The organism is Thermococcus pacificus (genome assembly GCF_002214485.1).
In the GTDB taxonomy this organism is placed as follows: domain Archaea; phylum Methanobacteriota_B; class Thermococci; order Thermococcales; family Thermococcaceae; genus Thermococcus; species Thermococcus pacificus.
Genome location: NZ_CP015102.1, coordinates 1,151,096 through 1,177,190, shown reverse-complemented (window position 1 = coordinate 1,177,190; position 26,095 = coordinate 1,151,096). Strand labels below are relative to the sequence as shown.

32 protein-coding genes are annotated in these 26,095 nt (G+C 53.7%); 9 read left to right on the top strand and 23 right to left on the bottom strand.

The annotated features are described in order from the left end of the window. Positions 1 to 14 precede the first annotated feature (14 nt). On the top strand, positions 15 to 191 hold the full coding sequence (locus A3L08_RS10000) for a hypothetical protein (RefSeq protein WP_198362099.1): 177 nt from the start codon (positions 15 to 17) through the stop codon (positions 189 to 191). A gap of 460 nt (positions 192 to 651) precedes the next feature. On the opposite strand, the gene A3L08_RS06610 is transcribed toward A3L08_RS10000, so the two are convergent. The 23 genes from A3L08_RS06610 to A3L08_RS06500 all read right to left on the bottom strand — a co-directional run bounded on the left by A3L08_RS06610 (position 652) and on the right by A3L08_RS06500 (position 20,301). Beyond that, a complete protein-coding gene (locus A3L08_RS06610) occupies positions 652 to 1,482 on the bottom strand; it encodes a Coenzyme F420 hydrogenase/dehydrogenase, beta subunit C-terminal domain (RefSeq protein WP_088854266.1) in 831 nt (276 codons plus the stop codon). After that, positions 1,466 to 2,158, bottom strand: coding sequence for an NADH-quinone oxidoreductase subunit B family protein (locus A3L08_RS06605; RefSeq protein WP_088854265.1), 693 nt, complete (start codon positions 2,156 to 2,158; stop codon positions 1,466 to 1,468). Before A3L08_RS06605 ends, A3L08_RS06610 begins: the two co-directional genes overlap by 17 nt. Positions 2,159 to 2,162: 4 nt before the next feature. Continuing rightward, positions 2,163 to 3,341, bottom strand: a complete 1,179-nt coding sequence (locus A3L08_RS06600) for a nickel-dependent hydrogenase large subunit (RefSeq protein WP_088854264.1) — start codon at positions 3,339 to 3,341, stop codon at positions 2,163 to 2,165. A 142-nt stretch (positions 3,342 to 3,483) separates the two neighbouring features. After that, positions 3,484 to 4,728 (bottom strand): iron-containing alcohol dehydrogenase, encoded by a 1,245-nt coding sequence (locus A3L08_RS06595; protein WP_232461690.1) that lies wholly within the window; start codon positions 4,726 to 4,728, stop codon positions 3,484 to 3,486. A 222-nt stretch (positions 4,729 to 4,950) separates the two neighbouring features. Beyond that, entirely contained in the window at positions 4,951 to 5,457 is a 507-nt protein-coding gene (locus A3L08_RS06590; protein WP_088854263.1) for a 4Fe-4S dicluster domain-containing protein, read from the bottom strand. Between the two features lies 1 nt (position 5,458). Continuing rightward, complete coding sequence (locus tag A3L08_RS06585; protein ID WP_088854262.1) at positions 5,459 to 6,517, bottom strand: FAD-dependent oxidoreductase; 1,059 nt, start codon at positions 6,515 to 6,517, stop codon at positions 5,459 to 5,461. Then, positions 6,514 to 6,837: a hypothetical protein gene (locus tag A3L08_RS06580; protein ID WP_088854261.1), complete on the bottom strand. Its 324-nt coding sequence runs from the start codon at positions 6,835 to 6,837 to the stop codon at positions 6,514 to 6,516. The genes A3L08_RS06585 and A3L08_RS06580 overlap by 4 nt, the downstream gene beginning before the upstream one ends. After that, a complete protein-coding gene (locus tag A3L08_RS06575) occupies positions 6,838 to 8,370 on the bottom strand; it encodes a proton-conducting transporter transmembrane domain-containing protein (RefSeq protein ID WP_088854260.1) in 1,533 nt (510 codons plus the stop codon). Further along, on the bottom strand, positions 8,367 to 8,861 hold the full coding sequence (locus A3L08_RS06570) for a Na+/H+ antiporter subunit E (protein WP_088854259.1): 495 nt from the start codon (positions 8,859 to 8,861) through the stop codon (positions 8,367 to 8,369). Before A3L08_RS06570 ends, A3L08_RS06575 begins: the two co-directional genes overlap by 4 nt. After that, complete coding sequence (locus A3L08_RS06565; protein WP_232461689.1) at positions 8,858 to 9,241, bottom strand: sodium:proton antiporter; 384 nt, start codon at positions 9,239 to 9,241, stop codon at positions 8,858 to 8,860. The genes A3L08_RS06570 and A3L08_RS06565 overlap by 4 nt, the downstream gene beginning before the upstream one ends. Beyond that, positions 9,232 to 9,948, bottom strand: coding sequence for a Na(+)/H(+) antiporter subunit B (locus tag A3L08_RS06560; protein ID WP_088854258.1), 717 nt, complete (start codon positions 9,946 to 9,948; stop codon positions 9,232 to 9,234). The genes A3L08_RS06565 and A3L08_RS06560 overlap by 10 nt, the downstream gene beginning before the upstream one ends. After that, entirely contained in the window at positions 9,949 to 10,197 is a 249-nt protein-coding gene (locus A3L08_RS06555; RefSeq protein ID WP_232461688.1) for a Na(+)/H(+) antiporter subunit B, read from the bottom strand. Further along, positions 10,184 to 10,516, bottom strand: coding sequence for a monovalent cation/H(+) antiporter subunit G (gene mnhG, locus A3L08_RS06550; RefSeq protein ID WP_088854256.1), 333 nt, complete (start codon positions 10,514 to 10,516; stop codon positions 10,184 to 10,186). Before mnhG ends, A3L08_RS06555 begins: the two co-directional genes overlap by 14 nt. Further along, a complete protein-coding gene (locus A3L08_RS06545) occupies positions 10,513 to 10,782 on the bottom strand; it encodes a monovalent cation/H+ antiporter complex subunit F (protein WP_088854255.1) in 270 nt (89 codons plus the stop codon). Before A3L08_RS06545 ends, mnhG begins: the two co-directional genes overlap by 4 nt. Next, complete coding sequence (locus A3L08_RS06540; protein WP_232461687.1) at positions 10,775 to 10,969, bottom strand: hypothetical protein; 195 nt, start codon at positions 10,967 to 10,969, stop codon at positions 10,775 to 10,777. The genes A3L08_RS06545 and A3L08_RS06540 overlap by 8 nt, the downstream gene beginning before the upstream one ends. Positions 10,970 to 10,979: 10 nt before the next feature. Next, on the bottom strand, positions 10,980 to 11,741 hold the full coding sequence (locus A3L08_RS06535) for an NADH-quinone oxidoreductase subunit B family protein (RefSeq protein WP_088854253.1): 762 nt from the start codon (positions 11,739 to 11,741) through the stop codon (positions 10,980 to 10,982). A gap of 2 nt (positions 11,742 to 11,743) precedes the next feature. Continuing rightward, the gene (locus A3L08_RS06530) at positions 11,744 to 12,229 is read right to left on the bottom strand and encodes a 4Fe-4S dicluster domain-containing protein (protein WP_335755222.1); all 486 of its coding nucleotides are present in this window, start codon (positions 12,227 to 12,229) and stop codon (positions 11,744 to 11,746) included. Continuing rightward, positions 12,226 to 13,860 carry a hydrogenase large subunit gene (locus A3L08_RS06525; protein WP_088854251.1) on the bottom strand — a complete coding sequence of 545 codons (1,635 nt, stop codon included), beginning with the start codon at positions 13,858 to 13,860 and terminating at the stop codon, positions 12,226 to 12,228. The genes A3L08_RS06530 and A3L08_RS06525 overlap by 4 nt, the downstream gene beginning before the upstream one ends. Before the next feature lies 1 nt (position 13,861). Continuing rightward, positions 13,862 to 14,743 carry a respiratory chain complex I subunit 1 family protein gene (locus A3L08_RS06520; protein WP_232461686.1) on the bottom strand — a complete coding sequence of 294 codons (882 nt, stop codon included), beginning with the start codon at positions 14,741 to 14,743 and terminating at the stop codon, positions 13,862 to 13,864. Continuing rightward, positions 14,740 to 16,521 (bottom strand): proton-conducting transporter transmembrane domain-containing protein, encoded by a 1,782-nt coding sequence (locus tag A3L08_RS06515; RefSeq protein ID WP_088854249.1) that lies wholly within the window; start codon positions 16,519 to 16,521, stop codon positions 14,740 to 14,742. The genes A3L08_RS06520 and A3L08_RS06515 overlap by 4 nt, the downstream gene beginning before the upstream one ends. Next, entirely contained in the window at positions 16,518 to 17,942 is a 1,425-nt protein-coding gene (locus A3L08_RS06510) for a hydrogenase 4 subunit D (protein WP_088854248.1), read from the bottom strand. Before A3L08_RS06510 ends, A3L08_RS06515 begins: the two co-directional genes overlap by 4 nt. Next, positions 17,939 to 18,433 (bottom strand): 4Fe-4S dicluster domain-containing protein, encoded by a 495-nt coding sequence (locus tag A3L08_RS06505; RefSeq protein WP_088854247.1) that lies wholly within the window; start codon positions 18,431 to 18,433, stop codon positions 17,939 to 17,941. Before A3L08_RS06505 ends, A3L08_RS06510 begins: the two co-directional genes overlap by 4 nt. Beyond that, complete coding sequence (locus A3L08_RS06500; protein ID WP_088854246.1) at positions 18,430 to 20,301, bottom strand: molybdopterin oxidoreductase family protein; 1,872 nt, start codon at positions 20,299 to 20,301, stop codon at positions 18,430 to 18,432. Before A3L08_RS06500 ends, A3L08_RS06505 begins: the two co-directional genes overlap by 4 nt. Before the next feature lie 335 nt (positions 20,302 to 20,636). Between A3L08_RS06500 and hydB the strand changes: the two genes are divergently transcribed. The 8 genes from hydB (at position 20,637) to A3L08_RS06460 (ending at position 26,093) form a co-directional block, all read left to right on the top strand. After that, positions 20,637 to 21,740 carry an NADPH-dependent hydrogenase/sulfhydrogenase 1 subunit beta gene (gene hydB / locus A3L08_RS06495; protein WP_088854245.1) on the top strand — a complete coding sequence of 368 codons (1,104 nt, stop codon included), beginning with the start codon at positions 20,637 to 20,639 and terminating at the stop codon, positions 21,738 to 21,740. Beyond that, the gene (gene hydG / locus A3L08_RS06490; protein ID WP_088854244.1) at positions 21,737 to 22,624 is read left to right on the top strand and encodes an NADPH-dependent hydrogenase/sulfhydrogenase 1 subunit gamma; all 888 of its coding nucleotides are present in this window, start codon (positions 21,737 to 21,739) and stop codon (positions 22,622 to 22,624) included. The genes hydB and hydG overlap by 4 nt, the downstream gene beginning before the upstream one ends. A gap of 10 nt (positions 22,625 to 22,634) precedes the next feature. After that, positions 22,635 to 23,432 (top strand): NADPH-dependent hydrogenase/sulfhydrogenase 1 subunit delta, encoded by a 798-nt coding sequence (gene hydD, locus A3L08_RS06485; RefSeq protein ID WP_088854243.1) that lies wholly within the window; start codon positions 22,635 to 22,637, stop codon positions 23,430 to 23,432. Positions 23,433 to 23,434: 2 nt separating this feature from the next. Beyond that, on the top strand, positions 23,435 to 24,721 hold the full coding sequence (gene hydA / locus A3L08_RS06480; RefSeq protein WP_088854904.1) for an NADPH-dependent hydrogenase/sulfhydrogenase 1 subunit alpha: 1,287 nt from the start codon (positions 23,435 to 23,437) through the stop codon (positions 24,719 to 24,721). A 47-nt stretch (positions 24,722 to 24,768) separates the two neighbouring features. Beyond that, the gene (locus tag A3L08_RS06475; protein ID WP_232461685.1) at positions 24,769 to 24,990 is read left to right on the top strand and encodes a hypothetical protein; all 222 of its coding nucleotides are present in this window, start codon (positions 24,769 to 24,771) and stop codon (positions 24,988 to 24,990) included. Next, positions 24,971 to 25,402, top strand: coding sequence for a type II toxin-antitoxin system VapC family toxin (locus A3L08_RS06470; RefSeq protein WP_088854241.1), 432 nt, complete (start codon positions 24,971 to 24,973; stop codon positions 25,400 to 25,402). The genes A3L08_RS06475 and A3L08_RS06470 overlap by 20 nt, the downstream gene beginning before the upstream one ends. Positions 25,403 to 25,483: 81 nt before the next feature. Then, positions 25,484 to 25,699: a hypothetical protein gene (locus tag A3L08_RS06465; protein ID WP_088854240.1), complete on the top strand. Its 216-nt coding sequence runs from the start codon at positions 25,484 to 25,486 to the stop codon at positions 25,697 to 25,699. Then, on the top strand, positions 25,662 to 26,093 hold the full coding sequence (locus A3L08_RS06460) for a type II toxin-antitoxin system VapC family toxin (RefSeq protein WP_088854239.1): 432 nt from the start codon (positions 25,662 to 25,664) through the stop codon (positions 26,091 to 26,093). Before A3L08_RS06465 ends, A3L08_RS06460 begins: the two co-directional genes overlap by 38 nt. The last annotated feature ends 2 nt before the right edge of the window (positions 26,094 to 26,095 follow it).

The following is a 26,095-nucleotide window of genomic DNA, read 5'->3' as shown; positions in this document are numbered from 1 at the left end:
TTTCCGGTGGGAGCATGGAGAAGAAAACCCTCTACAGAGTTCTGCTGGCGATAGTACTCGTCCTCACGGTGGTCTACACCCTTGGAATAATGGGAGCCATACCGTTCCAGTGGAGCTACTACATTACAATCTTCATGATAGTCCTGTTCTTCTACCTCAAGCTCGATAAAATGTCCAGAGGGGAACCCTAATACGCCCTCCTGAGCGCCCTGACCGGGAAGAGCAACGGCAGCGAGTAGAGCGGCGGGACTTCATCGTAGTAGCCGAAGCCGAGGCCCAAATCACACTCCTCGTTGAAGGCAACGGAGAACACTACGCAGTCGTCGTGGCAGTGCCGATTCCAGTGGGTTCAGAGAATACAGGATAGGAGTATATCATGAGCGCATCCAGAGCCATGAGGGCGAGCAACCTGCGCTTCATCTCTCACACCGCGGGAGGTATCTCCACTCCGCTTAAATGGTTAGTGGTTCAAGAACCTGCGCACAATAACTTGAGGAAGTCCTGCTCTTCGGTAAGTGAGAAGATTCAAACGAGAGGCCCCTCTGCGGGGGATAAACGGATCAAATACACGCCGAAGTGGAGCCGATAAGTCGAAGAGATAACCCAATGCACGACAGACCGGCGGCAGACTTCTAAGAAAGAAAACGGGCATTAGAACAGGTACATCATGTTCTTCTGGGATCTGGTGAGCTTTTCTCTGGCCCTGGTTATTACGTCCCCAATAAACGGGGAACCGTCTGTAACCTCTATATACCCGTGTTTTTTGGCATTTTTTATAAGCTCATCAGCCTTTTTGTTCCGGGCAATGAGCATCGTCCAGCCAGGTTTTGTCTCAACGATTCCGGCGGAGATATCACTCCAGTTGCCTGTGTAATCCGAGCATACCAAACAGCCAACTTGGAGATGCTGGTAAATATCCCTGATCGAGAGCCTCAGAACGCCTCCTGGATGGTGGACCTCTATAACATCCCCCCTGAGAATTATATCCTTCACGTCCCGTCCCCTTATGCCGTGATTCCGATACAGGTAGTTTGTGAACGTCTCAAAGGCAAAAGTACCCATACAGAACAGGCTTATTATGTATTCAATCCTCTCCCCGAAGTCCGTCTCCAGCATCGGAAAGTCCCTCATCTGACCGAAGAACTGTGCCTGGCAGGGCAAACAGACCACGGAGACTTGATTGAGGTCGTTTTCTTCTATTTTTGCCCTTATCCTGGATGCAAGGGGCACGATGCTCCATTTATTACCCACCGTTGCCAGGAGTTCTTTCCTGCTCCTTGCGACCACGGCTTCGCCCTCAAGTCCGCTGGTTCTTTTTGCGGTGACAACACCGTCTATAAGGCCCGTGTCAAGGGCATAGCTCAGGATTGCAGTCACGGCACCTCCGCTTGCCACTTTTGTGTTGATGACTTCCTCATCGGTACTCCTGGCAAGGTAAATACTGAATACATGACCCACAAAGGAGTTAGAGACGCTGATCACGGGAACCACCTCCAAGCGTTAAAATCTGAGTGGCCCGGGGGCACCTAATATAGCACGTCCCACACCGTATGCACCTTTCCTGAACGAGATTTGGCCGTTTATCCACAACCTGGAGGGCATGGGTGGGACAGGACAGTTCACATGCCCCACAACCGATGCAGAGGCCAGTAAGCACTACATCATCCAAAAGGTCAAAACCGCTTAGTTTCTTTATACTCCCGCAAATCCTAAAAAGCTCCAGTCTTCGTTCGTCTTCATCGAGATAAAATCTGAAAAAGGATTGGAGCATCAGCGGCGCTGGGGGACAGCCCGGGATGGAGTAATCCACCTTTATAACGCTGTTTATTGGCTGAAAGCTCCTGTGGTCTGGTCGAGGTTCTTGACCCCCACGACAGAATCGCAGGATTCCACCGAACGCGGCGCACGAACCGTAGGCAACAACAACATCGGAAATTTCCCGGATATATTTAAGTTTATCAAGCATCCACCCTTCGTTAACACATATGCCCCCTGTTATGATTGCAACGTCGTAGCCCTCCGATTGGAAGTACTTGTCCACCAGGTATGGAGTTTCCAGTTTGACTGTATCCTTTATTTCAGGATACGAACGCAAGATGCTCACACTGCACCCTGCACACCCGCCAAAATCGGCGTGGAGAACAGTAATCCTCCCCATGGTCTCACCGCCTTAGCCTGACAACGTGTGTTGTACATGGGATGCACGGATCATAAAGCCTCACAACAGCTTCAGCGGCCTTAACACTCAACCCTTTTACGGCTTCTTCAATGACTGGGATATTGAACATCGTAGGAACAACTATCCTCGAATAGAGTGTCCTTCCTTCCTCTCCAAGTTCAACAATATGCACCAAAGTTCCCCGCGGGGCCTCATAGACGCCAACGCCCTTACCCGGTCCAAAAACAATGTTCTGGTTCCTGAAGGGTTCCTTCATATCAAGGGAATCCAGGATACTGCTCAACCTGTGGAGCGCAATGCTGACGTCATCAACCCTCGCAGTGTGGAGGTCGTAGAGCGTCGAATAGCTCTTTTCCCGATAGGTACTGAGCCTGGCCCTGGGACCGACTTCAACGGGTTTTCCCTTGTACATCGCTATCATCGTAGTCGATTCCTTGGAACTGGGGTCATCTTTCCGGAATTCGTAGTATGGAATCAGCTTTATCTTGCCAACATCGATGTTGAACCTATCGCCATAGAAGAGGCCACTGGATAGATACCTGTTATCGTGTTTCTTTTCTCTCAGTTCACTTGCAACATCAGTTTGAATGTCTTCGTCAACTAGCAGGTGTGCCAGCTCATTCCATGAGCGGAGCATCTTGGGTAGTCTGGCCTTGAGGTTATTGAACACGCTCCACTTGGGAACGGGGTTTATGCCTCCAACCGTGATATTGGGTGGATGGGTCATGGCCCCCCCGAGTTTCAGCAGAAAGTCACCGATTTTTGTGTGAAAATCAATCAGCTCGAGGATTAACTTCTCCCGCTCTTCGGGCACCACCAAGTCGGGGACGACCATGAGGAACTCGAGTAGATGACTCTGAATCCTGTTGATGAGACCAAGTGCCTCCCTCAGGAGCACTCCGTTTCTGGGGGGAGTTACCCCAATTGCATTTTCTATGGCCTCCGCCGCGGCTATGCCATGGGAGGCGTGGCACAAGCCGCATATTCTCATAACAGCCTCCACAACAAAGAATGGGCTTTTCCCGATTACCATCTTTTCAAATCCCCTAACGGGGGCGGTGGATATGAAAAGAGCATCCTGGACTTCTCCCCCCTCTTCGTACATTATGAGTTTTGCATCCCCCGATATGCGACAGACTTTACCGAGCTCGATTTCCCCCAAATTAACCTCCCCCGGGTTCTTCTCAATCCGACCTTAAAATAGGCCAATAAAAAGATTTTTTGAACCAAAGGTTTAAAATAAATACCCACAAAGCAGACAGAATATAAAATGATTAAATCAAAAGGTAGAAGAAAGCGTCCACTCACTTTCTGCTAATAGGATAAAGCGAATCACGGTATATGGCCGCTATTCTCTCCCGGGTAGCCTCCACTGGAGCCATGGAGAGGAGCAGGTCAAGGCTTGGTGTTTTCATGGCCAGTTCAGTTAGCCTGTCCACATCCGTCTCAGTGAATCCGACATCCGCAAGCTTTTCAGTTATACCGATGCTGAAAAGCCACTCCTCTACCCTCCTGGCAACGAGTTCCACCTCTCCCGGAACACCTTTGGCCTCGGGAACGAGCGGCCGGTACACCTCGGCGAGTATCTTTGCGGTGGCTGGGTATATGTGCCTGATTACCGCCGGAAGGAGCATTGCGAGGCCAAGGCCGTGGGGGAGGTCTGGCTTGACTGCACTCAGTGGGTGCTCAAGGGCGTGCGTAAAGTGGAGCAGACCGTTGTCAAAGCTTATTCCGGCTATGGCAGAGGCGTAGAGCAGGGCATACCTTGCCTGCAGGTTGTCGGGGTGTTTGAGGGCCTCCGGGAGGTAGTCAAATATCAGCCTCGCGGCCTCTTTAGCGAGGAGTATTGAATATGGATTGGCCAGCCTGGTTGTAGCGGCTTCTGTGATGTGGTTGAGTGCATCGATAGTCACGTACAGGGTCTGCTCCCTGGAAAGCTTTACTGTCAGTGCTGGGTCATCAATTGCGTAAAGCGGGTAGATGCAGTCGTAAGCTATGGCCGGCTTGTACTCTTTCTCAGGAATCGTCGCCACTGCGAACCTGTCAACTTCAGTTCCGGTTCCATGGGTTGTGTTTATCGCTATTATCGGCTTGGCCTTTGTGGGGGTAAATCTGAACTCGTAGAGGTCCCTGGCGGTCTTGTCCGGGTACTCCAGCAGAATCGCAACACTCTTGGCACTATCGATAGGGCTGCCACCACCTATGCCCACTACAGCCTGGGCCCCAAACTCTCTCCCCATCTCGGCGGCCTCATCGATCATATCAACCGTTGGGTTGGCCCCCACCTTGTCGTAGTGGACATACTCGACTCCATTTTCCTCAAGGGCAGGCCTGACAACGTCCCATGCACCGCACTTCTTGTAGGAACTCCTTCCAGTAACGAGGATAACCTTGTCAACACCTTTCTCCTTAAGCTCCCGGACAATATCGTTAAACTTGTGTATGGCGCATAGGCCGAAGTAGTCTGTTGTCCTGCACCTCAGCTCAAAGACCCGGTTTATCGAAACGTGGGATTCCCACACCATAATGAACCCTCCAAATGTGCTCATTCATCTCTAGTAAAGGCCACATAAAAGGTTTTTTTGGACCAAATATGTACAACCATAAGTTTGTAACTTAAGGTGTAACATGTGGGCCCACAATCGCAATATCAGTAATGCATAACAGAATAAATGCTTATAAATGTTACGACAAGGTTGTCAGAAAGATGTTTTGTTTTCTTGGTACACAATTGGTAAATCATGTTATTTAACAAATTAAAAAATGGGCCATTAAAGCATTCTCCCCACCCCCTCCAAATTCATGGAGGATATCCTTTCCCTCGCTATCTTCTCCGCAGTTCTTCTCATTATCCTGTCCTCAATTTCCTCGGATTCACCGAAGAATATTGCCTCTGCCGGGCACATTTCCCCGCACGCTGGCTCCATGCCCTCTGCCCTTCTCTCGGCACACATGTCGCACTTTGTCACCACACGGATTCTGACGTCGAAGCTCGGAACTCCAAACGGGCAGACGGCAAGGCACATCAGGCAGCCTATGCACTTCCCGGGATCTATTATCACCGCCCCCTCGTGATCCTTGTATATCGCTCCAACGGGGCATATCTCAAGGCAGGGTGCCCTTTCACAGTGGCGGCAGTTTATGGGCACCGGAAGGCCCGAAACGGTGTAGTATATCCTTATGTTGGGCTTTCCATCGTGGATAAAATCACAAACCCCCTGGCAGGTTTCACAGCCAATGCAGAGGCTGTAATCAACGTGGAGTATCTTCTTTGTCAACTCACTCACCCCCCATCATCCACATGTGCATGCTTCTCGCGGCGTAGAGGCCATCTTTAACAGCCAGCCCTACCTTCGACGGGCCCGTGACGACGTCTCCCGCGGCAAATATGCCCTCAACGCTCGTCATGTGTCTCTCATCCACGACCACTCTGCCCTTTTTGTCCCTGGCTATCTCCAAGCCATCCCCGGCCGGCGGCGTGGGAGTCTGGCCTACGGCAAATATAACGTAGTCAACCTCCAGCGTGAACTCCGAGCCTTCGACGGGTACTGGCCTTCTTCTCCCGCTCGCATCGGGCTCACCGAGCTCCATCCTGACCATCTCGACGGCCTTTACTTTTCCATCACCTATGATCCTGACGGGCATGGTTTTTTCGAGCCACTTGACTCCCCTCTGGATGAGCTGGTGTATCTCATACGGGCCGGCGGGGGCTTCCTTTATGCTTCTCCTGTAGCTGAGGTATACCTCATCGGCCCCGAGGAGGAGGCTCTCAAGGGCCGCGTCCACAGCAGTGTGCCCCGCACCGACAACTAGGATTTTCTTGCCCTCCGGGTGTATTATGTCTGTCCACTTCATGTGTCCGAGCTTGGCGCTCTTTATCCTGAACAGGTATTCCAGCGCGGGATACACACCCTGAAGTTCAGAGCCTTCAACTTCGGGTTTCCAGGGTTCCCATGCTCCGGTGGCTATCAACACCGCGTCATAATTCTCCTTAAGCTCCGCCAGGTGCACCGTTCTCTCAACGAATTCGTCCCCTGCCTCACTTTCACACTCTCCGCAGACCACCTTGGTTCTGGGGAAAAACTTGACCTCGAAGAGGTCCTTGAGCTCACCACAGCCCTCTCTAACGCGGTATATCGGAATCCTGAACTCGGGAATTCCGAAGAGCATCAGCCCTCCCGGCTCGGGGAGCTTGTCGTAGACGTGCACCTCGTGTCCCTGACAGACGAGGTAGCCAGCGGCACTCAATCCTGCAGGCCCGGCCCCCACTATGGCCACCTTCTTCCCGGTGGGCTCTGGCCTGGACTTACACAGAAATGCAAACCGCATCCCACTCATCTTTTCACCTCCGTAACCTCAATGAGCTTCAGGTTCCACAACGTTGGGTAGGCGCCTCTCAGTTCCATAATCCTCTCGAGTGACCTGGAAACAATCCCCTCCGGGTCGTAAAGAACTTGAAAGTCGCCGAATACCTCGGGATGGATGTTGTGGATGGAACTCACCGGCACCGCAATCACGTCCAGCCCTTCCCACGTTTCGGCCGCATCGGCGAGCAACTCCACTTTGTCCCCCTCCTTCAAGACCACAAGCCATGTCTCGCCCAGGAGTGCAATCCCGAGCAGGTTTTCGCCGTAGTGTTTTCTGAACTCTTCAATCATCTACTTCACCCCCGTGGTGAGTGCAGCCCGTATGTAGCCCTCCACGTCCTTCAGCTGGGCCACGGCAGGGTTCACAACCCGGTCTACCAGAATTGGGGAGAGTACTCCAATGACCAGACACGCAATGGCCAGTATCACAAGCACTGCCACCATCGAACGTGGTTCGTGAGCCTCTCTCTTTTCATCTGGCTTTTTAACCCATAGCCAGTAAAGCACCCTCATATAGCTTACCAGAGCAAATAGACTCGATAACAGAAGTACTGCAACGAGGACTGGGCTTTTCTCTATGTAGGCCCTGTAAAGCAAAAGTTTGCTGAAGAAAACGTTTGTAGGGGGCAACCCTACAAGGCTCATCGTGGCTATCGCCAGGCTCACCGTGGTGAAGGGCATGTTCTTTCCAAGCCCCTTTAGCTCATCCAGTTTTCTGCTTCCTGCGGCGTGGATGAAGACACCCACGGCGAGGAAGAGGAGGGCTTTCGCTATCGCGTGGTTTACCATGTGAAACACTGCGCCGGCAGTTCCGGCCTCGCTGTTCACTCCTACTGCCATCGCCAGATAGCCCATGTTGAGTATTGTTGAGTAAGCGACTATTCTCTTGACATCGTCCTGGACGGTCATCGCGATGGAGGATAGGAGGGCGGAGATTGCCCCGAGAATGAGCAGCAGTGTGCAGATGATATCGCCGATACGGGAAACTTCCGGGACGTAAATCAAGCTGAGGAATCTCATAAATCCATAGCTTCCTGCGTTGACAACCAGACCCGACAGCACCGCTGAGACGGGACTTGGGGCCGCGGAATGGGCCCCCGGAAGCCAGAAGTGGTTCGGCATTATTGCGGCCTTTATCGTGAAGGCCCACGTTATCAGCGCCATTGAAATGGCGAGGATGGGCACAATGCTGTTTAAGGGTGTCGATATCGGGAATTCAATTCCGTGCAACTTCGCAGAGATGTCCGCAAAGTTCACCGTGCCGAGTCCACGGTAGATCAGCACGAGGGCAAGGAAGTAGAGGGTCGTCCCTATGGAGCTTATTATCGCGTACCTGAGGCCGGAATAGGCAGGATAGCCTTCCTCCGTGTAGAACATAACGAGGCCGTAGGAGGATATCGCCGTCACTTCGAGCATCACGAACAGATTGAACGCGTCGCCCGTCATGAATATGCCTAGGAGTCCCGCCTCAAGGCCAAGGTAAAGGGTGTAGAACCACTCCACACCGTCCTCGCGCTCAAGGTAGCGGACCGAGTAGACAGCCGTGAGGAACATAAGTGCGGCCGTTACGAGCACCATAACGGCTCCAAATCTGTCCACTTCATAGATTATGCCCACCGGTGCCTTCCAGCCCCCGAAGGAATAGGTCAGCGGGAGCTCGGAGGAATAGACCTGCCTGAAGAGCTCACCCCCCATCAAGAGCGTTATTCCGGTAACAAACAGGGCGTAGCCAAAGATAAAGCGCCTGTTCCTGATTACAGTGGAGAGCAACGGGAGTACAAAGGCAAAGGCCATTGGAATGACGGGCAGTATTAGAAGATTCATGCTCCTCCCCCCTCGAAAATTTTCTTCGCGTTTTCCTCGAACTCTTCAAGGATCTCCTTCCTGCGTTTTTCGGGATCGGATGTGGAGACGTTTATCCAGTTCACGTAGGCATAGCGGTCATCCATGTGAACCGTTACGGTTCCGGGGGTGTTGGTAATTGAAGCGGCAACAAGGAAACGGGCGTATTCGTCCCTCAGGTCGAGCGGCACTTTAACGATACCCGGCCTGACGTCCCCGCTAATTATCCTCCTGATTACGTCGGCATGAGCTTTCGCCTCGATTACCGTGATGTACTTGAGAAAGTAGAGTGCAAAGCGCCCCCATCTAACTGGGTTGAGGGCCTTGCGCGGGTTGCTAACGAGATGCCTTCCGAAGAGCAGTCCCGCCGCAAGGGCAGTTACTGCACCGGTGATTACGTCGTAAGCTGTTATCGAACCTGTTACGATGATGTAAATTATGAACGCCAAAATCATCACGGGGACAGACCTCATTCATCCCACCCCGCAAGCTTCCGGACATCAACCGTCCCATATTTCCTCTGAATGTGTATCACACCATAGGCCATGAGGACTGTAACGGCGAGGCCGATGACTATCGCGGTTATCGTCAGTGCCTGAGGAAGCGGATCAACGCTTCTCTCCACGAGCTTTGTCACACCTTCGCTCGAGTACTCGGTTAAAACCGGAGGAAGGGGGTTTTCGACGTCCCTGTAGCCAAGGAATATGACAAGGACGTTCACCATATCTGAAAACAGGGAAAGGCAGAGCACCTTCTTGACGAGGTTCGGCCTAACTGCCACTCCGTAGAGCGCTATTAGCATGGTAGCAACTGCCGCCGTTATCACAAGAGATGTTGCGAAGCTCATTGCCATCCCTCCTCCGGATTTGCAAGGAGGAGAAAGATTATCGTAAATCCTGCCCCTACTGCCAGGAACTCGGCCAGATTATAGGGAAGCAGGCTCCCGCTAACGAGGAGTTCTCCCACCTTGGCTGGATACACTGGCAGGTTCTGCATAAAGTGGAATCCCCTAAGTAGGGGGTACACCGCGACGCACACTATGATCAAGAGTCCCAAGGTTCTTATCCCGAGTGCCCGCGTCTTTGTTATTCCGTTCCTCTCAAGGGCCTTCTTGGAGAAGCCGGCTATTATGAGCAGGGCACTTACCGCCAGCATGGAGCCCCCCTGGAAGCCGCCGCCGGGAGTGATGTGTCCGTGGAACGCCACCGAAGCAGACGCCACGAAGGTGGTAAAAGCCACGAGCTTGACTCCCATCTTGACTATCTCTGTGAACCCGTCTCCCCGGAATTCCCGCCCTTTAAAGCTCCGGAACACGGAGACCGCACTTATTATGGCGAGAAAGAGCACTGCCGTCTCGAAGTACGTGTCAATGCCGCGGTAGTCCCAGAGGATCGACGTAACGACCTCAGGTGAGCCAGCAGAACGTTCGCCGAGGTAGCTGTTCTCAAGGTAGAACTCACCGAGTGTTCCGACGCCAACGATGTCCTCGACGTGGGACTGCAGCAGGTATGCGGCGGAGAGTGTAATCAGCATGATCACAAGAATTCCAGCGATCCTCAATCACACCACCTCTTCCCGGGTTGTTTTACTGACTAGGAACACCATTAGGCCTGTGGATAGAGCGACGGAAACTGCAACGTAGGCGAGTATTATGTCGGGTGCCATGAGGGTGTACGTTGCGATGATTACGAGACCACCAAAGATCCCCGTGTACAGGACTGCTTTCAGCAGATCCCTTTCAGTGACCACGAGGTATGCGAGTCCAAGGCAGCCGAGCAGGGCAAGGGCCGTTAGCTCAATCATCCTCATCCCCCCCGAGCTCGTCGTGCTCAATCTTCACAACCCCAGCCCTCTCGGCGGCGTATGCAAGTGCGTGGCTCCCAACGGATGTTGTTATCAACAGGGTGAATGCACTCAGGAAAGCCACCCCTGCTATGGGGAGCAGTCCTCTGTCGAGAGCTATCAGACCCACCCCTATGAGGGGGTAGAACTTCCCCCCTACCGTGCCAACGGTTGCGGCGTGGAGCCTCAGGTAGAAGTTTCCAAAGCGATGCATCCCGATGGCCCCGAATATGTCGCAGACCGCCCCCACGATGAGCAGTAGAGTCCCGATGAGTGAGAGTATCATACCCCCACCTCCCCTTTAACGAGGTACTTCGACGCGAAGATGTCAAGCACGAACGCCCAGAGAACGAGGAAGAAGGCTCCCCCCGCGAGCAGGTTGTTTTCGTAGTACACCGCTATGAGGAGTGCAATCAGTGCGACGTCAAGGCTTACACAGTCCCCTGCGAGTATTGAATCGAGAACCGTGGGGCCCAGTAGCACCCTTATGAAATAGATTACCCCAGCGACCCCGTAGAGCACCATCAGGAGGAGGATTGTATTCTCAAACATCGGGAACCCACCCCACCGTGATTTCTCCTTTCTTGATGGTCTCCAGGTGTTTTTTTACTACCTCCCTGTCCTCCCTGGGAAACGCTACGATGTCAAAGACCCCTTTCTCCAGCAGACTCGCGGTTTCGGGGCTTATCTCGCAGATTACCTCCTCGACCAGTGCGCTGGACTCGAAGTGGTCCAGCACCCTGGAAACTTCATTTTGGAAGCCTAACGAGCGCCCTCTTCGCAGCAAGTATGCTCTCATAGGTTCTCACCACCTCAAGGTAGTAGGAATAAAGCTTCTCAAGGCCGTATCTAAGTCTGGAATCACTCTCTTCACTTATGGCCTTCTGAACAAGCTTTTCCAGCTCTTCTTTGCTCTCTGAGCTTTCAACGAGTTCCATAAAGCGTCTGAGCAGCGGGTAACCGTCAAAATAGCCCAGCTCCTTCCTTATCCTGGCCCGGAGAAGAACCTCCACCCACGCGTTGAAGCTCTCCCTCGGAAGAACGAAGGCACTCTCACTAAACCAGCTTCCCCGAACTTTTTTCTCCACGATGTTTTTGAGGAGTGCAATGCCGTAGAGGATTTCTTCCGGCCTCGGGGGGCATCCGGGGATGTAAAGGTGCACCGGCAGGAACTCCGAGGCTCCACCCCTCAGAGGGTACTCAAAGGACTCTCTGTGCTCGCGCCTCAGGGCGTAGCTGTCGTGGAATATTCCGCCGGAACAGGCACAGGTTCCCACGGCTATGACGAGCCTCGGCTTTGGCGGCATGGCTTCATAGGCCATCCTGGCCGCGTGGTACGCCTGCCTCGTTAAGGGCCCTGTGACGAGGAGAGCGTGAGCATGCCTCGGCGTTGGGACGAGCTTTACCCCAAGTCTTTCCACATCATAGTAGGGAGTGAGAACGTCCAGTATCTCTATATCGCAGCCGTTGCAGGCCCCGGTATTCACGTGAAAGACCCAGAGGGATTTCATCACTACTCACCCTCCCCGAACTTGGTGGCGTTGAGTACCGTTAGTTTCAGCTTGCACTCTGAACAGAGGGGGAGTTTTTCCCTCACCCTGTCAAAGTCGAGGATTCCCCTGGGAATCAGAGACAGAACCTTCGCCACCTGTCTTTCAGTGTAGTGGGTATACCTCCCGCAGTTCCTGCACCTGGCGAGCTTCAGCTCAACGACCTCCACGTGATCACGCCTGTCATCTGTGGCGGCCTCAAACTCCGCGGTTAGTCTGGCCGCACCCGTCGGGCAGACTTCCTCGCAGCGGGCGCACCTTATGCACCTGCCCACGTCGAGAACTATCCTCCTCATCCCGCTTTCCGGGTCGTCTATCCTCAGTATCGCGTTCGGCGGGCAGGCGTTGGCGCAGGCGCCGCAGCCTATGCAGAGCACTGGGTCAATGCGGGGAATACCCCTGTACTCTGGGGGAGCCTCGGCAGGCTCGAATGGGTACATCTTGGTCACAGGCAAATTCCCACCCCCAGTCTCACCACCCTTGACTTTCCGCTCTCGATATCGACCACCTGAACCCTCTCGGTGCAGGAGTAGCACGGGTCGATACTGGCTATAATCAAAGGTGCGTCCGCTATAGTATACCCGACGAGCATGTCCGGCACGGCCTGCAGGTTGTTGTATGTGGCGGCCTTCACACGCCAGCGGTAGAGGGTGTTCCTGTCTCCTGTCAGGACGTAGTGCACGTTCTCACCTCTGGGGGCCTCCACGGCGGAGATTCCTTCTGCCCCCTCCGGGATGTCTCCGAAGTCCGCTAAGATGCTCCCACCGGGCATCGCGTCGAGAACCTGCTCGATTAGTGAAATACTCTGTTTTACCTCCTCTATCCTAACCTTGGCCCTCGCCAGAACGTCCCCTTCCTTCTCGAGGGGAACTTCAAAGCTCAAATCTCCGTATGCCGCGTAGGGAAAGTCCCTCCTGACGTCGTAGTCCACGCCGGAAGCCCTTGCAACCGGTCCGCACACGTCCCAGGCCCTTGCCTTTTCTTTTGGCAGCACTCCAACCCCTTCGCATCTTTTGATGAACCCCCTGGAGGACAATAGGAACTCCACAACATTGTCGAATTCCTTCTTCAGCACAGCGAGTTCCCGCTCTACGAGCTCTCTCCTGTAGTCAAGGAGGTCTCTCCTTACGCCTCCAACGACAACGAGCCCGTAGGTCTTTCTGTTCCCGGTTAACCTCTCGGCCAGCCACATGACCCTTTCCCTTATACGCCATACATCCATGAAGGCCGTGTCAAAGCCGACGAGGTGTGCTGCGACACCGATCCAGAGGAGGTGGGAGTGAAGCCGTTCGAGTTCGAGAAGCAGCGTTCTGATGTACTCCGCCCTCTCAGGGACTTCTATTCCTGCGGCCTCCTCTATCGCTTGAGCATAGACCGTTGAATGGGAGAAGCCACATATTCCGCAGATTCTCTCGGCGATGAAACATATCTGGTTGTAGTTCAGCCTGCCCCTCGCGAGCTTTTCAATCCCCCTGTGGGAGTAGAAGCCTCTGTAATCGACGCCTACGATTTCCTCCCCTTTGACAAAGAGCCTGAAGTGTGCGGGCTCATCAAGGGCGATGTGGTAAGGCCCTATAGCGTGGACACTCGAGCCCTCTGGAGGCCGGACGTAAGGATACTTCTTCTCGCCCGGCGGACTTTCCGAGTACTTGAAGTCCTCCCTGAGGGGATAGACCCCCTCCGGCCAGTCGTCGGGCAGTACTAACCTTCTCCGGTCAGGCAGGCCCTCCGCCTCAACGCCGAGGAGGTCCTGAACTTCCCTCTCGAACCAGAGTGCACCCTTGTGGAACTGGGCCACGCTCGGGAACACCGGCCTGTCCTCCGGGACGTATAGCCTCAAACCCAGAATTTCCCCCTTGGATGTGTCCGCGAACCAGTACGTTATGCTGAACGCATCTTCGACCGTCCTCTCGTCAGTCCCAACCATGGTAAAGAGCCTTACATTCTCCCCAGCGAGAAGGAACCTGACCATATCCGGAAAGTCTTCTGGCCTTGCCATTATCGTGTACAGCACTTTTTTCTCGCCAAGGGTTTTCTTTTCAAGGATTGGGCCAAACCGAGCCTCAAATTCTTTTATCATATTACCACCCCGTCCATGCAATAACCAGAATGAAAACTCCGAGGGTCAGGGCGATAGCCCCGTTCCTAACGGCGTGGTCTATACGGTAGCGGGCATTCATCGCCTCATACACAACCATCCCAAGGAAGATGAGTGCAAACGCAGCGCACTGGAAGAGCAACGCAGTAATGCCTCCCACGAATGGAAGGACGAGCATTGACGCCAGCAGCCATATCATGGCGAACCGCTTTATCTGGAACGCCCACAGCATAATTGCAAACAGTCTCCCGCTGTACTCTGCAAGGGGGCCCCCGAGGAGCTCCGTTTCAGCCTCGGCTATGTCGTACGGCACAAAACCGGCCTCAACGTACGTAAGGTAAACCAGCAGAAGGTATGCGCCCAGTACTGATATTGAGGGTTTTAACGCAGATGCCATGCCCTCTATGGTTAAAGCACCGGTTTTTATTGCAAATATTCCAATAACAACCGCAAAAAGGGGTTTGAACACTATGGATATCGTGACTTCCCTGCTGGCACCGGCGGATGTGTATGAGCTGGGGACGCTCAGAGCCCCCATCACGACGGCGGCTGAGAACATCGTGAATACGTAGATAAAGGCTATGATGTCCCCTTTGAATCCTAATGGAGCCTTTTCTCCGAAGGGCAGGAACAGAAGCATTCCTATTGCACTCGCAAAGGCGATGTAAGGGGCAAGCCTGAACGCCAGGGAATCCACGGGGGAGTTGCATTCTACCCTTAAAAAGCTCAGCAGGTCGTACCAGCTCTGGGCAATTGACGGGCCGACGCGCTTCTGAATCACTGCTCGAACCTTTCTCGCAACTCCATCAAGGAAGGGGACCAGTAAAGGCACGATGATTGGAGCGGCATCATGAACGTTCATCATATCACCCCCGCGAAGGCCAGGAACGCGATTACCATCGCCACGAGCACGAGGAAAGCTGTCGCCAGCATACCGTTCAGCCCTTTCGACAGTTCTCTGAGGTATGCACCGAACCCGTAGGAGAGCCTGATCAGCGGCATGAACAGTGCTTCGTCAATGTAACCCACTTCAGTCGAACGGTAGAGCCTGCCCATGGATAGCGCCAGTAGCTGAATTCTGCCTCCAGCCGCCGAGATACTCTGCACTGCCTCCGAAACGCCAGTGTACATGTGCTCCGGCTTTATCTCAAACTCCTCTACCGGTTCTCCGTTGGTCCAGATTCCACCTTTTCTCGCCCTTGGAGGCAGTGCCACGAGCAGGGACGCAATGAGCACAGCGATTACCAGGGCTAAGAGTGGGAGGTTAAGTTCGGCAGGATATGAAAGGCCCACTGGATGAAGGAACAGGCCTGGAACAACGCCACCCACAACACAGAGGGCCGCAAGAATCCCCTCGCCAAGGAGCATCGGTAAGGGCGCCTCTTCGGCCTCAACGTTCGGCTCACCGGTGAACACCCGGTAAAGCTTGAGGTAAGCCGCCAGCGTGAGCGCGCTCCCAAGGAGTGCGACTGCACCTCCGACAACCAGGAGGGGATCTTTCGACAGGAATGTTGCCCTGTAAATCAGCCACTTGCTCGCGAAACCATTCAGAGGGGGCACGCCCGACACTGCAAGGATTCCAACGATGGACAGCCCGAACGTGATTGGCATCTCCTTTGCGAGCCCCCTGATGCCGGTGTCCCTCCTCCCCGTTGCGTGGAGGATGTTGCCGGAGAGCATGAAAAGGAGGTTCTTGAACAGCATGTGGTTGAAGGAGTGTAGCAGGACTGCTGTCAGGGCCACCTCCTTGAGCTCCCCCGGAAGGAGCAGATAGGCCCCAATGGCGAGGAATATGTAACCCATGTTGTCGATGCTTGAGTAAGCCATCATCCTCTTAATGTCCTTCTGGTTGAGTGCCAGCAACGAGCCGAGGGCAATTGTGATGATTGAAAGCACCACAATCGGGACTGCTATTGAATCCACCCCACCAAACGTTTCCAAGGTTCTTAACATCCCGTAAACCGCCATTTTGAGCATAACTCCACTGAGGAGTGCCGAAACATTGCTCGGTGCAACGGGATGGGCCTCTGGGAGCCAGAAATGCATGGGGAAAATGCCCGCCTTTGCCAGGAACCCGATGGTCAGTGCCCATATAACCCATGAAGGAACCACGGTACCGCTCAGCGCCGAATAGTCGAGGGTTCCCGCGTGGCTGCAAACGTAGCCCAGCCCCATAATCAGGGGTGCGGTGTTCAGGGCGTGCATTGTAACAAGGTACACAACGCTTGCCCTCCGGGTTTCCTCTTTCTCGTAGTTGTAAACGATGAGGACGTAGGAAGCGGCCGTCATCAGCTCCCAGAAAATCAGGAGAGTAAGGAAATCCCTGGCAAGGACTATCAAGGCCATAGAAAGCACGAATAAAGGATACGCAACTGTCACAAGGTGCCTTCTGCCCATGTAGGAGAGCGAGTACACGGAGACCGCCGAGCCAGCCACACCCACAAGTATTGCGAAGAACCTGGACAGCTCATCGGTGGCAAAGGCAAAGGTGATTCCTGAGATGGAGGCGTGGAAGGTAATCCCTCTGGCGGCCTCGATCACAAGGGAGAGGGACGCGAGCGCTGAGAGGGCACTCACTACCTTTGAGTTCCTGAGCACCAGTCCTGTGATTATGGCCAGGAGAAATACAAGTGCGAATATCACTGTACCACCCCCAGGAGGGCGTAGCCGATAAAGGCGGAAATAAGGGAGAGGAGGATAAGCGAACACAGCGTCCCGCTTATAATTCCGTCCACCCTTTTTGGCTCTCCTTCACTGAACACCATGGAGTTGATGCTTTTCAGCGCTGAGTACAGGAGAACCACCGAGTCCGCGAGAACCACAAGGAGTAACAGGGCTCCAAGCGGGACACTGTACATCTCCCCTGCGTTGAGATATATGTAGAGCTTGCTGAAGAAGACTCCGAACGGGGGCAGGCCGGCCAGTCCAAGTAGGGCAAAGCTCCATGAGTACGCAAGGAGGGGGGTCTCCTTCAGGCCCTTTATCCGCCTCATGTCCAGAGTCCCGTAGTAGTATGTGAACGTTCCGGCCGTCAGAAACGCCAGCCCCTTTAGGTAAGCGTGGTTCATCAGCTGGAAGAGCGCGGCTTTAATTCCGAGGGGGTTTCCGAGGACGGCAATGGCGACACCGGTATACATTATAGCGCACTCGGCTATCGTGGAGTACGCCAGCAACCTCTTGGCATCGCTCTGCCTCGGATACTGGAGCATTGCAACAATGAGGGTTGCCACCAGAATCAACGCCATGGGGTAGAAAACGGTTACTGGAGGCTCCATGAACTGGACGACCCTTATCAGAAGGTAGACCCCCATCTCCACCATGGCCGCACCGTGGAGAAATGCACTCGCCGGAGTCGGGGCCTCCATTGCGTCCGGAATCCACGAATAGAGTGGGAACTGGGCACTCTTGGTAAACGCGGCCACCATAAGGCACAGGAACAGTATCACCTTCTCCATCTCTGGGAGTGCCCCCAGGAAGTCAAGCCCGAGGTTCCCGTATTTGAGGCCATACGCCACCGCCGTGTAGAAGCCGACTATAGCCCCGAAGTTGGGAATTAAGAGCGCCTTGAGCGCCGCCCGTTCCGCCCTTTTGCTGCCATAGAACCCTACGACACCCCAGCATGCGACGCTCATAAGTTCAAAGAATATCAGCATCTGGAGCACAGTGGATGAGTATATGAAAGCCAGGGTTGAACCGAGGAACAGCATCATCCACCCGTAGAACCTGCCCTTCTGCCCCCTGTGTGGGTGGCCGACGTTCTTGTCATCCATATAGCGAACGGCGTAGGTCAAAAACACCGCTCCCGCCGTTGAAACAACAAACGCCGTGAAGACGCTCGTGCCATCTACCCTGAGGCCGTAAACTTCACCGAGCCCATTCACTTCAAGGAACACCGCGTGAATCGGATTCGGAGATAGGTAAAACATCGCCGCAACAATGACCTGGAGCAGGGAAGACAGCCAGAGCAGGGGGAGCATTACCCTGTCTGACTTCCTGTCATCGAGCACAAAGCACACAACACCGAGGTAGGCGAGCACTATTGAAGAGATTATGAGGTCAATCATGGCCCACACCCCATTATGCCTCCAACTTTTCTGATGAACTCCTCCCTTCTGACGGCGGCCTCCTTCAGCTTCATCTCCACTATCTCCTCCTCGGTGGCCAGAATCAGCGCATCCATTGGGCAGGTCTCAACGCAGGCCGGGAGCTTACCCTCCGCCCTCCTGTTGGCGCAGAGGTCGCACTTCACCATGACCTTCAGGCGCTCGTCAAAACGCGGTGTTCCAAAGGGGCAGGCGATAGAACACAGCATGCAGCCAATGCATTCTTGGTATTTAACGCGAACTGCCCCGTCCTCGTCTCTGTAAAGCGCCCTTGCAGGGCAGACGAGCATGCAGGGCGCATTCTCGCAGTGGCGGCAGTTGAATGACATCATCATAAGTTCGGACGTCTGCACGATGAATATGTTCGGCTTCCCGTTGTGCTCCCTCGCGCAGGCCGCCTCGCAGGAGTGACAACCTATGCATTTCCTGAAGTCAATGAACACTTTCTTCACATCTCATCCCCCCGAATCCTGCAGGGATAGATCCTGGACACCAAACAGTTCTCAGAGGACTTCGCCGGCAATGCGGCCCGCACAAGGTCCCAGTGCACCACAGCAACTCCTTTGAGTGTGCGGTTTGAAACCTTGGCTCTCACGGTTATCCTGTTGCCATCCACTTCAATCGAAATCCTGTCGCCGTTTGAAACGCCGAGGCGCGATGCGTCTTCGGGGCTTATCAGGACAACATCGGTCTCCCCCATTTTTCCGGCAAGTAACTCGGGCATAAACCGACCAGAATGCCCCCGAATAAGAAGTACCTCCCCCTCGGGATGCTTGGCTGGTATTAGGGGGACAAACTTCCGCTTTACCCCGTTGGGTCTTTTGAGTAAAGCCCCCTCAGGACTTCCAACTAACTCCCTGGGCCCTGGATAATCAGGAATAAGAAGGCTGATCTCCCTAAGCACCTCTTCTGGGAAGGTGTAATTGAAGCCTGGGAGGTTTATGGCCTTTCCAACCTCCCCAAGAATCGAAACCGCACCCCTGGCTTCACCGGGGGGCCTTTTGGCTTTTTCACACCAAAGAACCCTTCGTTCGGAGTTCGTCGTTGAGCCGCCTTCCTCGTAGAGAAGGGCACTCGGAAAGATTATGTCGGCAAACTTGGCCGTCTCAGTCATAAACGAGTCCTGCATGATAATGAATTCCGCGTTTCTAAGTGCATCGAGGGCACCCGGAATATGGCGGATTAAATCTGCCCCGAGTAGATAGAACACGTTAATACCCCCGTCCAGCATCTCGGCAAGCGATTTTCCTGGGTTGGGATTCAAACCCTCAACGAGCCAAGCCTTCTGGAAGTCCCTCCCCTCACTGTAGGGCGTATAACCCGGGAGCAGGTCAGGGAGGAGCCCCATGTCGAGGACACCCTGGGAGTTTCCGTACCGTGAGATGGGAAGAAACTTCATTCCTGAAACGAACGCAAGCGTTATTATTGCCCTCACGAAGGAGGCACCGTTTTCATTCATTACGGCCCCCGAACCCAGGAGGATTATCCCACCGGAGGATCTGAGGATTTCGTGTGCAACGGCCTTTATATCCCTCTCCTGAACCCCTGTCAGTTCCTCACCATACGACGGAGGAGACCTCGATACGAGTTTTAGGACGTCCTCCGGGAGGACTGCCCCGAAGCGTTCGTCAGTTTTTACCAGATAGTTCATAATGGAGAGGGCAAGGAAGACGTCCGTACCCGGCAGAGGGCGAAGGTAGAAATCGGCAAATTTCGATGCCCTTCCATTTACAGGATCCACGAGAACTACCCTGGCCCCACGCTCCCTCGCCCTGGCAATCCTTCCGAGAAGTACGGGGTAGTTTCTCGCCAGGTCCGCTCCCCAAACTATGATCAGATCCGCTCCGTCGATGTCTGCAAAGTCTGCCCAGTGCTCCCACGCTCCCATATCAAGAACTGGCCTGATCAAAACCCCCTGGGAAAGGGAAGCAGTTGTATCAATGTTGTTGGTGCCGAGCAACCTGGCAAGCTTCTGAAATAGGTACGCCGACTCATTTGATACAGTTTCTCCTCCTATGAAACCAAGCATACTCGGGTCATCGCGGGCGTATCTGGATAGCTGAAAACTAACTTCACGAAGGGCGTCAGCCCAGCTGATTTCGACAAACTTTCCTTCTTCCAGAGCTTTCATGGGGCGTTTTATCCGCTTATTCTCAACAGTGGGTTCGAACATCAGATTTCCCCGCGAGCAGAGCTTGCCGTAGTAGTTGGGGACGTTTAAATCCCTGAGGTAGTTTATCTCATGAGGACGTGAACGTTTTTTCTTCACCTCCACCCGGCAACCAATGCCGCAGTGAAAGCACGTGACGATGGTGCGCATCCGGCTCCCTCCCAGTGATGAACACAGCAGATCATATCCTCATTTGTGTTCATCCAGAGATTACGAGAGCTTCTTTAAAGGGCTTTCCAAAACCGTATTTCCAAAACTAAAGGTTCTGGAGCCTTAAAATCACGAATGCGCACTCAAGTTCGGGTGTGACCAGAAAAAGGAACAAGCCCTTTTGTTTTATGATCTTATGGTACGAAAACAAAACCGTTTTAACCTCTGGTTTAGAATCTTTGGGTTTAAAAACGCTTTTTTACGTCCAAACCAACCCTCAATTGAGGGGATAGATATGGACATATGCATCTTTATGTTCACTGGAGGTGGTTGGGTTGAGATACGTTAAACTTCCAAAGGAAAACACCTACACCTTCCTCGAACGGCTCAAGGATTGGGGCAAGCTCTACGCCCCGGTTAAGATCTCGGAGAAGTTCTACGACTTCAGGGAGATAGACGATGTGAGAAAGGTCGAGTTCCACTACAACAGGACGATAATGCCGCCGAAGAAGTTCTTCTTCAAGCCGAGGGAGAAGCTCTTCGAGTTCAGTATAAAGGAAGCGGAATACAGGGAAACCATCGAGGACGTTGAGCCCTTTGTGCTCTTCGGCGTCCACGCCTGCGACATCTTCGGCCTCAAGATTATGGACACGATTTACCTCGACGAGCTCCCGGACAAATACTACAAGGTGAGGCGCGAGAAGGGTATCATCATTGGCATAAGCTGCATGCCCGATGAGTACTGCTTCTGCAACCTCAGGGAGACAGATTTTGCAGACGACGGCTTCGACCTCTTCCTCCACGAGCTTCCAGATGGATGGCTCGTAAGGGTTGGAACTCCCATAGGCCACAGGATAGTGGACAAGAACCTCAGGCTCTTCAAGGAAGTAACGACGGAGGACATATGCAACTTCCGCGAGTTCGAGAACAAAAGGAGTAATGCCTTCAAGTACCACGAGGACTGGAGCAACCTCCGCTACCTCCTTGAGCTCGAGATGGAGCACCCGATGTGGGACGAGCAGGCTGCCATCTGCCTCGCCTGCGGCAACTGCAACACCACCTGCCCGACCTGCCGTTGCTACGAGGTGCAGGACATAGTGAACCTCGACGGAAACACCGGCTACCGCGAGAGGCGCTGGGACTCCTGCCAGCTCAGGAGCCATGGACTCGTCGCTGGAAACCACAACTTCAGGCCCACTAAAAAGGCTCGCTTCAGGAACCGCTACCTCTGCAAGAACTCCTACAACGAGAAGCTGGGTATAAGCTACTGCGTCGGCTGTGGAAGGTGCACCTACTTCTGTCCGGCCGGCATAAGCTTCGTCAGGAACCTGCGCACGATAATGGGACTTGAGGAGAAATCCTGTCCACCTGAGATAACCGAGGAGATCCCGAAGAAGGGATTCGCCTACGCGACCGAGATAAGGGGTGAGGACCTATGAGCGAGCTGGTTCTCCCGAAGGAGATAATGATGCCCGAAGAGAACCCCTACGCTCTTCACAAAGCCAAGGTGCTTAAGGTTTACCCTCTCACCGAAAAGGAAAAACTCTTCCTGTTCCGCTTTGGGGATCCCGAACTGGCCGAGAAGTGGACTTTTAGGCCCGGACAGTTCGTCCAGCTTACAATCCCCGGAGTTGGAGAGGTGCCGATAAGCATATGCTCCTCAGCGATGAGGAGGGGGTTCTTTGAGCTGTGTATAAGGAAGGCCGGAAGAGTCACAACAGTCATCCACAGGCTTAAGCCCGGAGACACCGTCCTCGTCCGCGGTCCCTATGGAAACGGCTTCCCGGTTGACAAGTGGGAGGGCATGGACCTGCTCCTTATAGCTGCAGGTCTCGGAACGGCACCGCTTAGGAGCGTCTTCCTCTACGCAATGGACAACCGCTGGAAGTACGGCAATATAACTTTCATCAACACTGCCCGCTATGGAAAAGACCTCCTCTTCTACAAGGAACTTGAGGCGATGAAGGACCTAGCTGAGGCTGAGAACGTCAAGATAATCCAGAGCGTCACGCGCGATCCCGACTGGCCCGGTCTCCACGGAAGGCCCCAGAACTTCATTCCGGAGGCGAACACCGACCCGAAGAACACGGCAGTAGCCATATGCGGCCCGCCGAGGATGTACAAGTCTGTCTTCGAGGCGCTCATCAACTACGGCTACAAGCCGGAGAACATCTTCGTGACGCTGGAGAGGAAGATGAAGTGCGGAATCGGCAAGTGCGGCCACTGCAACGTCGGAACGAGCACGAGCTGGAAGTACATCTGCAAGGACGGCCCGGTCTTCACGTACTTCGACATAGTATCAACGCCGGGACTGCTGGACTGAGGTGGTGGAGATGGAAGAAAACGGAAAAGTTCGCATTGGGTTTTACGCCCTCACCTCATGCTACGGATGTCAGCTCCAGTTTGCCATGATGGACGAGATACTCCAGCTCCTCCCGAACGCCGAAATCGTCTGCTGGTACATGCTCGAAAGGGACAGCAAGGAGATCGAGCCCGTTGACATAGCCTTCATCGAGGGGAGTGTTTCAACCGAGGAAGAAGTTGAGCTGGTGAAGAAGATACGCGAGAACGCCAAGACTGTCGTTGCGGTCGGCTCGTGTGCGGTTCACGGTGGAGTTCAGAGCTGGGAGAAGGATAAGAGCCTCGATGAGCTCTGGAAAACAGTTTACGGCGACGGGACGGTCAAGTTCCAGCCGAAGATGGCCGAGCCGGTCGAGAAATACATCAAGGTTGATTACAAAATCTACGGCTGTCCACCGGAGAAAAAGGACTTCGTCTACGCCATTGGAACCCTCCTAATAGGCTCGTGGCCCGAGGACATTGACTATCCCGTCTGCCTTGAGTGCCGCCTGAACGGAAACTCCTGCGTGCTCCTTGAGAAGGGCGAGCCATGCCTGGGCCCGGTCACAAGGGCTGGCTGTAACGCTCGCTGTCCCGCCTACGGAATAGCGTGCATCGGTTGCAGGGGAGCGATAGGCTACGACGTTGCATGGTTCGACTCACTCGCGAGGGTCTTCAGGGAGAAGGGCCTAACTAAGGAGGAAATCCTTGAGCGCATGAAGATATTCAACGCCCACAACCCGAAGCTTGAGGAGATGGTTAACAAGATATTCGAGGGGGTGAAAGAATGAGCATGAAGAACCTCTACCTACCGATCACCATTGACCACATAGCGAGGATTGAAGGCAAAGGAGGAGTTGAGATAGTCGTCGGCGACGACGGCGTTAAGGAGGTCAAGCTCAACATCATCGAAGGTCCGAGGTTCTTCGAGGCAATATCCCTCGGCAAGAAAGTTGACGAGGCACTTGCAATCTACCCGAGGATATGCTCCTTCTGTTCCGCCGCCCACAAGCTTACCGCGGTCGAAGCTGCCGAAAAGGCCGTCGGCTTCACCCCGCGCGAGGAGATACAGGCTTTGAGGGAGGTTCTCTACATAGGAGACATGATAGAGAGCCACGCCCTACATCTCTACCTCTTAGTGCTTCCCGACTACCTCGGCTACTCCGGGCCGCTCCACATGATTGAGGAATACAAGAAAGAGATTGGCATAGCGCTCGACCTCAAAAACCTCGGCTCATGGATGATGGACGAGCTTGGCTCAAGGGCAATCCACCAGGAGAACGTGGTAATGGGCGGTTTCGGAAAGCTCCCGGACAAAAGTGTCCTCGAGACGATGAAGAAGCGCCTTAAGGAGGCCCTTCCGAAGGCTGAATACACCTTCGAGCTCTTCACCAAGCTGGAGCAGTACGAGGAGGTTGAGGGGCTGATAACTCACATAGCTGTGAAGCCGAGGGGAGACGTCTACGGAATCTACGGCGACTACCTCAAGGCGAGCGACGGCAACGAGTTCCCGAGTGAAGAGTATAAAGAGCACATAAAGGAGTTCGTGGTGGAGCACAGCTTCGCCAAGCACAGCCACTACCACGGGAAGCCCTTCATGGTTGGAGCCATATCGCGCCTCGTCAACAACGCAGGAACGCTCTACGGGAAAGCTAAGGAGCTCTATGAGGCCCACAAAGACCTGCTTAGGGCAACCAACCCATTCGCCAACAACCTCGCCCAGGCCCTCGAGCTCGTCTACTTCACGGAAAGGGCGATAGACCTCATAGACGAGGTCCTCGCGAAGTGGCCTGTAAAGCCGAGGGACGAGGTCGAGATAAGGGACGGCTTCGGCGTTTCCACAACGGAAGCACCGCGCGGAGTGCTGGTGTATGCTCTCAAAGTTGAGAACGGAAGGGTTTCCTACGCGGACATCATAACGCCGACAGCGTTCAACCTCGCAATGATGGAGCAACACGTCAGGATGATGGCCGAGAAGCACTACAACGACGACCCGGAGAGACTGAAGCTCCTCGCGGAAATGGTCGTTAGGGCCTACGACCCGTGCCTCTCCTGTTCTGTGCACGTGGCGAGGCTCTGACTTCTACTTCTCAACTTTTTTAAGGTTTAGCCGAGAAAATAAGTTGGGTGAGTGCTGAAGTGGCAGAAGAACTTGTTGATATTACGATTCATGTCAAGGTTCCCAGGGAGTACGCCGAGGAATTCAAGAGAGACGTTGAGGCGAGGGCGTGGTACCTCTCCCACAAGGGAGAGCTGTTCAAGAACCTGAAAAAGCTCAAGGGCATTCTAAAAACTGACAAATCGTGGAAGGAACTTAAGGAGGAGTACTATGAAGGACTTACTCGTTGACAGCTCCGTGCTCATTGAATACTTCAAGGGCAACGAGCGGGCCGTGAAGTTACTGGAGTCCTTCGAAAATGCCGACGTGGTGCTCCACATAAACGACGTGGTATTCAGTGAGGTTGTTTACATCCTCCTTGGCCACTATCTCGGGAGGTCTCCCAGAGCAATGAAGGGGAATCCAGAGAAGCTCCCTCCAGAAAACGAGGAGGTCTTTAAGGTTCTCAAGGCCTTCGGTTTTATCCCCGTGGAGCAGAGCACGGTCTTCAAGGCCATGACTCTAATCCAGAAATACGCCATGCTCCCGAACGATGCTCTAATTCTAGCAACGTGCGTAGAGCACGACTTTTCCTTGGTGACTCTCGACGAGGACTTTAAACTACCCTCGGAGAAAGAGGGTGTCCAGACAATAACGAGATAATTCACATGAATGTTTCATCTGCGTGCTAAACCCCCCAACTTTTTTAAGCCCCTTCCACCCCATTGAAACAGGGGAGAGAACATGGGAGAAGTTGTTATTCACGTCGTCGTTCCCGATGGTTATGAAGAGACCTTCAAAAAAGAGGTCGAGGAGATGGCTAAATACCTGCGAAACAAAGAGAAGCTGAGAAAGAACATGGAAAAGCTCTTTGGGGTGCTCAAGAGTGACCAAACGTGGAAGGAAATGAAGAGGGAGATGTATGAAGGGCGTCTTGCTCGACACCTCGATTCTCATTGAGCACTTCAAGGGAAATCTCAAAGCCAGGAACGTCCTCCTGAGCTTAATGGACTCCGATGTAGTCCTCTTCATTAACCCAATAGTCTTCAGCGAGGTCGTTTACTTACTTCTCGGTTTCTACTCCGGCGTATCTCCGAGAAGTTTGAAGGGAAAACCCGAAAAACTTCCAGGGGAGCTTGACCTGGTTTTTGAATCACTTGAGGAATACGCCTTTGTGGAACTTGGCGAAAAGACCTCCCGCATAGCCCGAGACCTCATCCGGAAATACGCCATGCTTCCGAACGACGCCCTGATTCTTGCCACTTGCATAGAGCACGGTTTTTCCCTGGCGACGCTTGATGAGGACTTCAAGGCTCCCGCCGGGAAAGAAGGTGTTCCAATCATAACGGGGTGAGA